The organism is Nocardia sp. NPDC052254, from assembly GCF_040679495.1.
Classification (GTDB): Bacteria; Actinomycetota; Actinomycetes; order Mycobacteriales; family Mycobacteriaceae; genus Nocardia.
In genome coordinates this window covers 1-14,525 of record NZ_JBFAUW010000028.1, presented here as the reverse complement: position 1 = coordinate 14,525, position 14,525 = coordinate 1, and the positions used below count along the sequence as shown (strand labels likewise).

1 protein-coding gene (running past one end of the window) is annotated in these 14,525 nt (G+C 67.0%); it reads left to right on the top strand.

What is annotated here, in order from left to right:
- Positions 1 to 14,525, top strand: part of the annotated coding region (locus AB0L57_RS32530) for a LuxR C-terminal-related transcriptional regulator (RefSeq protein WP_364970618.1) (this coding region is incomplete at its 3' end). The annotated region extends 18,616 nt beyond the left edge of the window; 14,525 of its 33,141 annotated nt are in view.

The following is a 14,525-nucleotide window of genomic DNA, read 5'->3' as shown; positions in this document are numbered from 1 at the left end:
AGGCACACGGAGTCGTCGAAGAGGTCGGCAGCGACGAAACCCTCGCCGAACTGTTCGGCGACGGCACCGTCGCCGAAAGCGTCTTCCTCTACTACGTCCTGCGACACATACCCCAAGGATTGCGCGCTCAAAAAGGATTCCGGCCGGATACCGACGCGCATCTACGCGACGCCATCGAGATGTACCGCCACATCCTGCCCGATATCGCCGACCCGCATGCCGAGTTCCAGCGGCTCATGGCACGCGACTACCCGGACAAAGGATTCCCGCGCGGCTTCCGGGAGGACGATCTCGGCTGGCTGCTGGCCGAGACAGTGGGCATGCTCGACGGCGGCCCGGTCGTGAGCAAGGTCCAGCACATCGCCGCGGCAGTCAATCGGCGACGCCAAGCCCATGCGTCCCAATTGTTTTCGAGCCACACAGCCGCCGGGCGCGCGGTGTGCATGTTGATGGGCAACACCCATCTCGAGGGAATGCGCCCCCGGATGCCGGAATTCGCCGACGCCGAAATCGAGGAACTCGGTCGGCCTCCGGCATCCGGCCGATCCCCGCGTCGGCGCGGCGGTGAAGGATCGCGGATCGGACCGAAGGCGGCCGGCGCCGAAGGTCACTGGCAGACCGAGATGACGGTCGGCCTGCCCGGACTCACCGACGCCGACCGGGAGCGTGGCGCACCGACAGCGGCCAACTGGTTGTCCCGCCGATTGCGCGAATCCGGCTGGGGCACAGACGATGCGGTCGACGCGATGTGGGAAGCCACAGCGGCACTGACCGCCGACGCACTGCGGCGCACCGGTACCCCGGTGCGGCTGGCGGTGCGGGCCGCGGATCGATTCGGCACACTGCGCGTGGAGATCGAAGAAACCGGGCCCGCCGGTGAGATCCCGCCGGAAGTGCGCGCGGTGGTCTCCCGCAGCGGCGTGCGGCAACGGGCAGATGGAGCCGTGACCTGGCTCGAATTCGACCCGGAACCGCAAGACGTGGTCGGTGATACGACCGGTCGCGCCGACGATGCCCCGGCGCAATCTCCGCCCACCGCGATCGCCGACGCCTACCGAGCGATCACCGGAGCCCCCGCGAACGACCCGGTCGCCGCGGCGCTGGCCGCGATGTCGCCAGCGGACCTCGACCGGCAGCTCACCGCGCTCACCCCTGTCCAGCGGATGGCCCTCACTCTCCGATTCGCCGACGGTGTCCCGGCCACAGCCCTCGCGGGCGCGATCAATGATCGACTGCGCTCGGCTCGGCCACTCACTCCCGCCGCCATCGACACCATCACCGCCGGGGCACTGCGGCGGCTGGCCGGACACGTTGCGGCACAACACCAGTTGCCGGACGCACCGATCGAGCTGTCCGGGGACCAGCTCACGGTCCTGTTCGGAACAGCTCAGGGACTCCTGCCCTTCCAGATCGCCGAACTGCCACGGCTGCGGTGGCAGAAGCGGAAAGCGACCACGCTCACCCGGCAGATCGCGGTCATGCTGGGCACCGTCAATCGGCCGGCCTCGGTTGCGGAGGCGATCCGCCGCGGCGACCTGGACGTCACCGAACTACCGATCGCCGAGGCGATCGCGGCCCCGCGGCTCGAACCGGAAGCCACCGAACTACTCGGACTCGTCGCCCGCGGGCACACCGACGAGGCGATAGCGACAATCGTGGGCTTGTCGGAGTCCCAGGTGAAGAACGCGCTCGACGCCATCGGCGAACAGTTCGGCATCCGGGACCGCGCCGCGATGGTGGCGGTCGCGGTGCGCGAAGGAATTCTCGACCTCAACAGCGCGGACTGGGTGGTAGCGGGCGGCGGTTCCCACGAACTGTCCGAGCGCGAAGCGGCCGTTCACCAACTGCGGGCCGACGGCCTGGGGATCGCCGAAATTGGACGGCGACTCGGTATCTCGCCGAGCACCGTGCGCACCCACATGCGCCGCGCGCAGGACAAGGTCGGGATCGCTCGCCCACACGAGGGTGCGGCGGCAATGGCCGCCATGCGACGGAACTTCGAACCGCAGCTCCTCCGCCCGGTCCTGCTCGCCATGGCGCGCGGTTTTGCCTCGGGTGGACAAAGTTTCGATTACGATCGCGACGCCGCGATGCCGATCGGCCACAACGAACTGACATTCGGCGAACTGTGCGCGGAACTCGGCGCCGAGAACGAGACGCACGCCGTCGTCATCGCTCTGAAAAAGGGAATACTCTCCCTCGCCGAGCTTCCGGATCCGACCGACTACCTGACCGCGAACGGTATCGTCGTCGCGAGCGTCGAACCACTGTCCCGGCGGGACAAGCAGATCCTTCACCTGATCGCGGACGGCGCCGGCACCCAGCGCATCAGCGATGAGCTCGGACAATCCGTGACGGAGACGAACCGGGTTGTCGGCGATCTCCTGGAACGGCTCGGAGTCACGAACCGACTCGCCGCGGTCATCGTGGCAATGCGCCGCGGGATCATCGCTGTCCAGCCGCCCTCCGCCGCGGACACGCTTCCCGCCGCGGTCGTCGAATGCCTGCCCTGGATCTCCGGATTCCTGCACGCCATCGGCGTCGACAAGGCCAAAACCCGCCCCGACACCGAAGGCACTCTGCTCGAAGACGTCGAGCAGAATCTCGGCAACCACCTGAAGCCTGTGACCTTCTCCGAGCAGGACAACCCGGCGCGATGGGCGGTCGAACGGCTCGACTCCCACCCCGGCCTCGACACCGTGGTCATGGTCGTCGGCCAGAACGCGAAGGAGGACATCGGCCGGCAGGCCGCTGCCCACATCTTCGCCGCCACCAGGATCGGGAACCGGATCTACGTCGCCGACAACCTCATCGAAGGCGGCTACGGCATCCGGCCCGCACAGACCGAACGAAACGACACCGCCAAAGCCTGGGAACCCACCTACGAGGTAGTCGACTACGCCTACACCATCGAATACAAGGCGACCGAAAACGGGCTCGTCGCCCGCAACGCACCATCGGCATCGGTACTCGATCCACTACACAAGCAACGGAAGGTCACCGGTCCACCCGACGACCCCGCCGGAGTGCGCCCGCCGGCCCGCCCCGGCGACGGTGCCCGCAACAGACTGCGCCGGCTGTTCGGGATGCCGGCGCACCGGCCGATCGCGCCGCCCGCGCAGAATTCCGAGACCGGAGCGCCGACCGCTCCGCCGCGTCTGGAACTGACCGACGCCAACTCCGGATGGCGGTTGCTGCGCAAGGACTCGCTCTACCGCATGATGACGACCAACAAGCTCTTCAGTGAGATCGGTGACGACCTCACCGACATCGGCGCGGGGATCATTCTGGTCGACAGGGCGGGTCCCGGGGCGGCTGCCTTGCTGGGGTTGGCCAAGCTCTCCTCGATCGGCTGGCGGCTGGGTGCCGGCGTCATGGCGGATACGCAACCGCCGCTGATGACGATGCGGGCCGGCCAGATGCTGAACCTGATCGGAGTCGGCACCGCGGGCGTCTGGATCGCCGCCAATCTGCCACATCTGACCGAAGTGGTGGTCGGTGCCGTCGTTCTGAAAGCCGGTGCCTTCCAGGCATATACCGGAGTGGCGCGGAAGATGCAGCTCGAGCTGGCCGGCGACGATCGGGTCGTCGCGCACACCACACTCAACCAGCGCCTGAGCAGGGTGCCGGACCTGGTGAGCAGTACGGTCACTCCCACACTGGTGTCGCTGGGCGCCCCGATCGTGTTCGCTCTCGACGCACTGTCGTCCATCGGGGATCTGGCGACCAACCACAAATTCCGGGACGTCCTGCCTACCCCTGAGAAAAAGTCCGGCCTGCTCGAGGGATTGGGAGAAGGGGTGCGGTTCGTCCGGAACGATCCGGTCCTCCTGCGGCACATGCCTTCCCACGGGGCATGGAACTTCCTGTTCGGAGTACAGGGTGTCCTCATTCCCATGGCGCTCCTCGAGCACGGCTTCTGGCAGAACACCGCACTGCTCGCCACCGCCCCGCTCAGCTATTGGGCGGGTACGAAGGTCGGCGAGCGGAGGCTGAAGAATCAGGCGGCCCAGCCATTTCGGCTCGGGCGGTGGCGCGGACCCGAGACCGTCGACGAGTGGACCCTCACCCGCACCGTCATGCTGGGGGCCGCGGCGACGATGCAGGCCGGATTCGACAACGCCGCGGGCCTGACTCTCGCCCTGTCGATGATGTGGGGCGCGGAAGGCGCCGCGGGCGTCAACGTCATGAACTACATGAACGGGACCATCCCCAATGGTCTGCGGGCCCGCACGTCAGTGGTCTTCCAAACACCGGCGAACATCGCCAATGCCGCCGGATTCGCACTCGGCGGCACTGCCATCGCGGCGCTGGGCACCCAAGCCGCCAATTCGGCGACCGCCGGTCTGCTGGTCGGCGCCGCGGGTATCGCGGTGGCGGGTCAACTTCGGCGCAACCGTCAGCGGTCGCGGGAAGCGCTGCTGGACGACTGCCTCGACCGCACCTGCCGACTCCTGCACGCCCTCGGCAAGGACGACGCCACCGCACCCAGCGGCACGAAACGGAACTACAAGACCCTCGTCGCGAATGTGAAAGCCGCACTGGCCGAATATGACCCGCACACACCACCACCCCATCCACCCGACAACGAACACCCCACCGAAACACCGGGACTGTTCGGCCCCCTGGTCGACGAAGTCAAGAACAAGAAGACAACCGGCGTCGACACCCTGCTCGCCCTCGTCGACGACGGCGAGACCATGCACATCTTCACCATCATCAATACCGGCCCCGGCAAAGCCCTCGTCTTCGATACCAATATCAAGCACAGGAAACCTATCAAGCACAGGAAACCCGACACCGGCGGCGAGAAACCTCTCCGCATCCCCCGGGTGATCGACGCCGACGAATTCACACATGCTTTCGGCAAGATCGAACAACTCCACGTCGTCCGGCTCCGCAGGACCGCGAAGGGCGACCTCGAGGACATCAACAAGGACACCCCTCGCCGTGAGCTCGGCACACCTCCGCGCAAAGGCCGAATCACCGGAGAACCCAAGCAGCCCAACGGGAATCGCGCAACGCCACCGGCCGGAGCCGACAGTGACCTCCGCCGCACCATCGGAGGGTTCGTCGCCGCCGGCCACCTCGATCAGGCCGTCGACGCACTTCGCGGCCACTACGGCGGCCACCTCTCGACGTGGCTGGGCCGGCTTTTCCCGAACCAGCCCCGCGTGGTGGCCGACGTCAGCACCGAACTTCTCACCCACGCCGTCACCGGTTTCGACGACAACGACACCCGCACCTTCGAACAGCGGCTCGACCACGCCACCAAGATCATTCTTCCGCTCCATCTCGACGCCGTTGCCTTCCGCAGCGCGCTGAGCCGAACCGTCATCGACACCGTCGATGATCCCGGCGCGGCAGCTTCCGCTGTCACGGTTCTCGCCGATACCACGACGGCGGAACTACAGAAGGCGCTGTCCGCGACGGCACTCCGGGGCGATCAACGCGCCTTGATCAATCGGCTCCGCCCACAACGTGGAAATCCCCTACCCGCTCCCGCGGATTCGAACATGCTCGTGCTCCGTCACGCGGTCGAATCCCTGGTCCGCACCCTTGCCGAAATGCGGAGCCTGCCCACTCCGCCAGCTTTCTCCGCCGACGACGAATTGAACCCGCAGCAGCGCAACGACTTCCTGCGCCGGCTGGCCGAAGGTGACAACGGCACACAGATCGCGGAATCGCATGGCAAGAATCGGCGGTGGGTGCCGAGAGTAGTACGCGCGATCGCAAGAGAACTGCATGTCGCTCCATTGCAGCCGATGGTTGTCGCCGCCGCCGTGCGCCACGGGCTGATCGAACCACCGGCAGATGAGATAACCGATCTCACCGAGGTACTCGACCCGCTGCATATCCGTGTGCTCGGCCTCCGGCTGCAAGGTCGGAGGCCGATTGAGATAGCGAGAACACTGGAGCTCGACCTCGCAACCGCCCGTGCCGTCTCCGCGCAAATCCTGCGGCGCCTCCGCTCGTCGACGCTGAACGAGGCGGCCGCGAAAACAGCTCGCGCACTGGACGACGAACTCTTCCCGGTTGCCGCCACGGTGCCGGCCCAGGGCACCGAGCTGTCGGGTATCAGCAGCCGAACCATCGAACACCTGAATCAGGCCATCGCCGGTGAAATACAGCCCACGGCGACCTTCGTCCGAAACGCAGTGGCCGATCTGGCGACCCGCCTGGGGACCACACCGGACCTGCTCACAGTGGTTGGTGAGGCGGTCCGCCGGTCCCTCGTCCAACCCGACTATGTCGTCACCGACCTCACCGCTTTCGCACCTGATCAGGTCGAGATGCTGGTGCTGCGCGGGCGCGGTATGTCGCGAGAGGAGCTCGGTGCGGTCTTCGACATCACGCCGGACACGCTCCGGAGCCGTATCATGAGGGCCCGCTCGAAGGTCCGGGCAAGAACCGATGCCGAACTGATCGTTCGAACCATCGGCGCGGTCGACACCATGATCGGCCTGTTGAGGGCCCTCGCCGGCGGAGCCGCCCTCACCACCGGAGACCTCCGGTATCTGGCTCGCGCCTTGGGGGTCGAGGCCGATCCCGCACTGATCATCGCGCACGCGGCCCATCTCATCGGCGCGCCGGCCGACACCACCACGCCGAGCGCCACACCCCACGAGCCGACTGCGGTGCCGAGGAAGGCGGCTCCCGTTGGCTCGGAAGCCATTGCCGGGCAATCGAAGTCGACCACCGAGCTCGAGCAGGAGGTGATCACAGAGGTCGAGCAAGCCCCCCGCGACGCCCCCCGACTCGACCGCGACGGCGGAGCCGTGGTGCCCTATCGGCCCGGTGACGACGCCCCCGACGGTGCGGTCACCGATCCGACCGGCGCGTACGAGATGTGGCTGGCAAGCCTGCGAGCCGAGGGAATCGACACCGACAAGCTGGTGTCCGACCTGACCGTGGTCTTCGATCACCTCCGAGCGGATCCGAAATGGACATTCGATCCCCGCCACCTCGAGGCAATCGAGTTCTTCCACCCCGAGCCGGACCAACCGCCGATCGACAGCATCCCGGTGTGCCTGTTCGGCAATCCGGACGACGGCACCGGGGTGGTGCTCGCCAATTTCGTGCAGACCTTGGACAAGAGCAGGGTCACCGTTGTCACGTCCGGATACAACAACGAGGCCGCGCGATTCCGGCGGATCGCACAGGAACACGGCCTCGATATACCGCGCGAGCAGATCATCGAGGAGGACGAGGCGACGAACACCAGGGAGAATGCGGTGTTCTCGATCGACGCCTTGGAGAAGAGATTCGGGCGGCGCAAGATCAAATCGGTCATCGTCGTGTGCTCACCGCAGCACGCCCGGCGGTTGCGCAACACGATTGTGAAGCAATGCCCGCAAGTCGAGCACGTCTTCATCGTCAACGCCGCCGTTTCGCTGCCCACCTACGGCCGCTACGGGTTGCGATCGGTCACCCATCCGGATTTCACGCCGCACAAGATCATGACCGAAATCCTGAAGGAGATCCGGGGACTGCTGGAGACTCCGGCCCTGGGCTACATCTTGCACGAGGACCAGCCACTGGAAGTCCTGCGCGCCTATCGTGACGCAAGCACGGCACTGGGGGTCACGCTCGCACACAATCTCACCGAGGCTCTGGAGCGCGCGACAGCCCTGCGCGCACAGAACGACACCACCGAGGCGCCCGCCCCGCCCGCACCTACGATCGCCTCGTCCGAACTGCTCGGCCTGCTCGCCGAGGGGCGGTCCAGCTTCAACATCGCACACCGAACCGGTCTATCGCGGGACACGGTGTCACAGTGCACGAAGCGGCTGGCAGAGGATCTGGGACTACCCTGGCCATGCTGGCACGAGGCCATCGTGGCCGCGGCAGTCCGCCAGGAACGCATCCGACTGCCGTTCGAGAAGGTTCTGGGTCCAGCGCACCTTCCAGAGATCCTCTCCGATCGGCAGATCGAAATCATCGCTCTCACCGCATCCGGACTGGACGACTCTCAGATTGCCGAGCGACTCGGTATCGCACACCACTACGTGACGAGTCAGAAGGCGGTGGCCGCCGCAAGACTGGACGTCGACTCCGCTTCGCAAGTTGTCGCGGTGACCATCGGTGCCATCGACCAGCTCGGCCGGGCGCCCCGGGTCGCACCGGACAGCACGGCATTCGACGCCGCCGGGAACAGGCCCGGTCGCAGGGCCAACCCCGCCGCATTGAACGCCGTCCAACGTGATGTTCTGCGCATGCTTTCCGAGGGAAGGAAAGTCCGGGAAATCGCGAAAGCACTGGCGGGCAGACAGTCCCGCCTCGCCCCTGAGGACCTGACCAAGAACGTCGCCTACGCCCTCGGCACCTCGCCGCAGCCACATATTCTCGTCATCGAGGCGATACGCGGTGGTTACATCGATCCGCCGCAGGACAGCGTTTCCGACCTCACCGCACTGTTCACCGTCGAGCAGGTGCAAGTCATGCTGTTGCGGGCCCAGGGATTGTCCCGGCCGGAGACCGCGTTGCTGGCCGACATCACCCGAGGCAGAACAGACGAGGTCGTCCGTGCGGTCGTCAGCATTCTGGGGGTGGACAACGAGGCCGCGGCCATGGCGAAAATCGTGCAGGCGCTCGATGTCGCGCCACCCGTTCCCGCTCATCTCATCGATGACCTCGTCGCGGCCGGCGACCGCGCCGGTGCGCTGCGAGCTCTCGCCCGCAGTGGGCAGGCTCAGCAGCTGCACAACCGGCTGCGACGGCACTTCCCCCGCGAGCGCCGGGTTACCGACGATATCGCCGATGAGATACTCACGGCAGCGATCGATACCTACGCCGACCGCGGCGACCACACCATCGAAGGGTGGTTGCATCACCACACCGATCGAATTCTGAGCGGCCATCGTGCTACCACCGATGTGCGGCACGCTGTTCGCGCGATTGCCGTGGCCGAGTCCTGGACACGAAGCGACGCACAGTTTTTCGACCGGACACTGACCGATGCCACGAGCGACGAGTACACCCGGGCATTCGATCGGCTCGACGAGGAGCACCGCGCGGCGATCCGGGACGCCGTCGCGTCGGCGGAGGGCCGGATTTCCGGGGATCACACGCTCTGGGAAGCGCTGGTCATGTTGCAGCGTGCACTTGCCGACCTTCGCGAACTGCCGATCCCCTCCGCCTTCGCACGAAACCAGCAGCAGCAACTGCTCGACCTGCTGGCCGAGGGGCTCGGCAAAGAGGCGATCGTGGCGGAGATGCGGGTGAGCCCGCGCGAGATCTACAGGATTCGGGACTCGTTGGCCCAGACCCTGGGTGTTCCTTCGGAGTGGCCGCTCGTGGTGGCGGCCGGGATTCGACACGGCATTCTGCCTGCTGGACGCCTGAGCGAGGACCCACTCGACAGCTTCCCACCGCGGTGGCGTGTCGCCTTCCTGCTTCGATCACGCGGGATGACGACCGCCGAGGTGGCCGCGACGATGGAGGTCTCCACCGATGCGGTCGGCCAATACCTCAGCAAGGGGCGAATCGCCGTGGGCGCGGAGACCGCCGCCGAAGCCATGTCCATGCTGGTGCCGCATCTCGATACGCGCGCGGAGGCGATCCTCGACGAGTGGAATGAGCGCAAAGCGGCCGAATCATCCGACAGGACGAGTGTCCATCTCGAGATGATCGCGCTGGTCGCGCAGAGCAAAACCGACGCTGACATCAGCACACTGCTCGGCATCTCACGGGCCACCGTCGGGATGCATGTGCGCGCCATCCTCCAGTTGCTCGGCGCCCGCACCCGTACCCACGCCGTCGTCGAAGCCATCCGCCGCCGCCTGCTCGACCCGGCCGAGGTCCCCGGCACGACAATCACCGGCACACCGGCACTGACACCCGAAGACGTCGACATTCTCCGGGCAGTCGCCACGGGCGGGACCAGCGCGACGATCGCACAGAACCTGGGCCGGCCGGAACACGCGATCGAATATCGACTGCGCCGTGCCAGGAAGGTGATCGGCGCCGAGAGCACCACCCAGGCAATCGTCGCAGCCCTGCGGGCGGGCATCCTGGACTCGACACCGCTGCCGTCCGGCACCCGCGGGCTCCCCGCGGAGATCGCCACATGCCTGCCCTGGCTCGTCCGCATCCTCCGCCAGCTCGGCCTGACCGCAGGCCAGGACCCAGCACCCGGACAGAACTTCGCGACCCACCTCGAACAAGCCCTCGCCGGTGGATTGGTGCAGATCCCGCGCACCCCCGCCGAAGAATCACTCGATCCGATGAAAGCCGCGGTCGGCACCCTGCGCGACGACCCCGAACTGGACTCGGTGGCCATCGTCGTCGGTCGCGGCGACGAAGCACACGCCTACCTCGTCGCCAAGAATATCGAAATCGGCACCGGCCGAATCACATTCCACGTCTTCGACCAGCTCGTCGACGGAGACCACTACCGTGTACGGCCCTACGTCGATTGGAAACCCGCCTACACCGATCCCGAACACACCTATGTCGCCTACCTCGAAAAGGCCCCCGGCGGCACCCTCCGCGCACGCACCCCACGCAACCGATCCCAGGTCGACCCCACCTTCGCCGAAAAAGAACTCACCGGACCACCTGCTCAACTGGAAAGGAGCAGGCCCACCGCCAGAGTGGCCGGTGGTGTCGGGAGTAACCCCTTCGACGAACTCCCCCAGATCGGCGCGCGCGAATTCGTCTCCGCCGCCGGTACTTTCCAGATGTTCGGCGAGCACGGCGCAGCACGTGGAGCCAAGAACCAAGCCGCCCGGCGGCTCCCTGATCCGCTGCCGGTCGACACCGATCCGACCGCCGAGCAGCGACGTCTCACCCGGCAGGCACTGACCGGCCTCCGACACCACTTCGGGCCGGACGCCGACGAACACTCGCTGGTGCAACGGGCCGCCACCGGGGATGTCGTCGCGGCCTCCCGCGCGCACACCCGCGCGGTCGCCCAGTGGTGGGAGTCGATGAGCACCGGCCTCCCGGACCGGGAAGGGCTCCCGCCCGTTCAGGCCGAACTCGGCCTCTCCGACCAGCAGTACGCCCTGCTCCGAGTCCATCCGCACCTGATCGGCAATGCCGACGGCGTCCCCTTCGAGGTGCGCGACAAGGCGAACAGGCAGTCGATCGCGCGCGACATCCGGGAGTTCGTGCGGCGGCGGCCCGAGGTCGTCCGCTACGTGAACGCCGCGGACACCACTGGAATCGCCTGGCTGCGCGAGCAATTCCGGCGTGCAAGCGCCGGCCTGCAGGCCTCCATGCCGAAGACGACGCTCACCGAGGCGGAGGCCGATCGGCTCAAAACTCTGCTCACCGCCCGGCGGCAGCTGGCGGAAATCGAGGACGACGCCGCACGGCTGCCGGGCGAGCCACCGGTCGAGTTGCATGCGTTCGATGCCGTCACGGGCCGTGTCATCGCCTCCATCGGCCGGGCGGGCCACGCCGCGTTCATCGCCCGGCTGACGAACGGCTTGGACTCGACGGTGCGAACGTTGAGGACGCGTTCGCAATATTCGCGGTGGATCTACGAGTCCGCCGTCGCGCAGGCCGAGGACGCCACGGTGGCCTCGATCATCGATATCGGTTACGAGTGTCCGACCGATATCGCCGTCGCCTCACCTCAGATGGCCGAACGGGGTGGCGAAATCGTGGCACGCGATGTTGCCGCCCTGCACGCCACCCGGGAGTTCTACGCCGGAAGACCCGGCGGGTCACCGATGCCACAGCACGTCACCGCTCTCGGGCACAGCTACGGTTCGACCACCCTGTGCTACGCGGGGCTGAACAAGCGGCTGGCGGGCATGGTCGATGCGGTGGTGCTCATCGGGTCCCCGGGGACCGGCCGCCGCATGAAGCACGCCAAGGCATTCGGGGTCCCGGTGTACGCGCTGAGCGAGCCCACCGACATGGTCGCCAACTTGGGCTCGCACCATCCCGATCGACGCGGACGTTATGCCCGATCGGGCCTGGGAATCGATCCGGCAGCGGCCATCTTCGACGCCACGCTGCTCACCACCGGCGTGCCCGGCGGCCGGTTCGCGAAGGACCGGGCGGAGTTGCTCGACCGGCTGCTGTTCAGACCGCACGCGTCCTATTTCATGTGGGAGAACGAGGCCGAGCGGATACTCGGGCGCGGGCAGCGGAATGTGGGAGCGGTCGTGCTGGGGCGCGCTGATCTCGCCGAGCGGGCCGAGCGTCCGCAACCACCGCGTCCGATCGGCAAACGGCTACGGCGCCGGTTGCGGTCACAGGCCGAACGGGAAGCCGACGGCACGCCGGAGACCTCGTTCGACCCGGCCGCCACCGGCGACACCAATGAGTCGATAGCCGCCCAGATCCACGACACCTACGGAATCGAAGTGCTCGGCCTCGACAAACCGGGTATCTCGGTCGCGACAGCGCGGGCGGTGCGCAACGCGATCGTCGACGACTACGACGACATCCTGCACCTCTACGAATACGGGATCACCGCCGAATCCTCACTGGCCGAACGGAAGGCGATCATCGAGGCGTTGCCGAACCGCCCGGATATCGGACCCGACATCATCGCCGTCGTTCCCCTGCGAGGATCCATCACCGCTACCGTTGTGCGGCTCGGCTCCGACGAACCGCCCGACTGCCTGTTCCTCAGCGACAGCCGCCTGGGCGGACTCGGCGCCGAGGATGTCTACCGGACGATCCGTCACGAGCTGGTACACACGCACGACCGGAAGGCGGCTTCGAGAAGCTACCCGGACAAGCTGGATTCGCTGGAGGCCAGGGTATTCGGAGCCCTCGTCGACTTCTTCGAGATGTTGAAGGACCCGGCGGGAACGCGCGCGAATTCCGGCTTCGGTGACTGGCGCGACTCCGATACCGAAATCCTGGGCGAATTCCCGTGGCTGCCCGCGGACACCTCATTCACCGAATGGCTGAATCAGCTTCCAGCATACGGGTTTTCGCGCAAGGGAACTGGATTGGGCGATGCCACCTACGCCGCCTTCCAGCACTGGCTGACGCAACCGAAGGACAAGCCCGGCTTCGCCGTCGATCTGACCGAGTTGGATGAGCGCCACGGCGACGAGAAGTACAGTCTGCAGAGCTTGTTCGAAGCCTGGGCGGGCAAACTCGGCGAGGGTCAGCTGGATGCGATCCTCCGGGATCGGGAGTATCAGAACCTGATCGGAGACGGACCCGACGGCCGTATAACGGCCCTCGGCGACCAGCCGGTCCTGCTCCCCGCGGAGGCACTGGCCGAGGCGAACCTCGCGGTCGGCACCGCCGCACCAGATCACCTGGGTCATCCCGCCTATGCTCTGCAGGCCTTGCGACGCGGAATGACACCGGTGCAGGTGTGGCGCGACAGCGCTCGCCGCAATGCCGTCGCCCGGTATCGTGCCGCCGATCGCGGCGCACTCCCGGAACCGGCCGCGGCACGCGTCGCGATCCGCGCCGACGGCCATACCGCGGCGCTGGTGCGGTGGTGGCGCGGACTGCCGGTGGACGAACAGCAGGACTACCGGACCCGGCGTGCGACACCACGCTCGATACGGGTCGCCGACGACGACGCGAACTTCGCGCTGGACGAGTTGGCTCGCCTGGTGGATCGCCAGCAGGGCCTGCTGCTCGGTCTCGACCCGGATGCCACCGACACCTCCGCGGCGCGGCTGCAGGGTCCGGGATTCGCGGAATTCGCACACGTGCCGACCGGCGAACTCGCACAGCGGATTCAGCGCCTGGGCGAACTGGCCCGCGAGCGAGCGGCACAACTGGACCGGCTGCCGTCGCGTCCGGAGAATCCGGAGCGGCTCGGATCCGAGGTCGAGGACGTCCGCGCCGCCCTCGACCGGATTGATACCGAGATCGCGAACGTCCGACGCGACGCCGAAAACCTCGCCATCGGCGTCGTGGCCGGTGCTCCCGGTGGCCGGCGATTCGACAACTGGATTCGCTTCTCGGATCAGCGGCGCGTCGAATTGTTCACGCGCACCGGACAACCCGTGCGGCTACCCGACGACATCCGTGACCGGATCGAACAGCTGGGGATTCCGATGTTCGCCCGGCAGGTGCGCGTCGATCTGTCCGGCCGGATCCTGGTCGAGGCTCTGCCGGACGATGCGGCCGGTTCCGGTGACACCGCCGAGGCCATCGCCCGCCTGCCCTATCGCGCGAAGATGTTCGCCCACACCGGCCGGAACGGGTCCGTCCCCGACTTCGCCGATGCCACCGCCGGGTATCTGTCCGATCTGATGACCGCGGCCACCCACTCGTTCACCGTCGGTGATCTCGATTCGGGTGTCGGCCACATGAGGTCGATGGTCGCCGTATTCGACCGGATCAGTGGCGTGTTCACTGCGGTCGGCGCGGCAGGCCGCCGGCTCGGGCGGCTGTACTCGGACATCGTCTCGGCGACCGACGCGGACCATGCCCGCAGGCTCGCCGGCGAGTTCACCCGACGCACCGACGTGCGCGCGCTGCTCGATGCTGACATCGCCACCCTGCGGTCGATCGGGTGCATCACCCACGCCGCCCGAACCCTGTGGGCCCTCGGCAACAACCACGGCTACATACCCCACCACAAC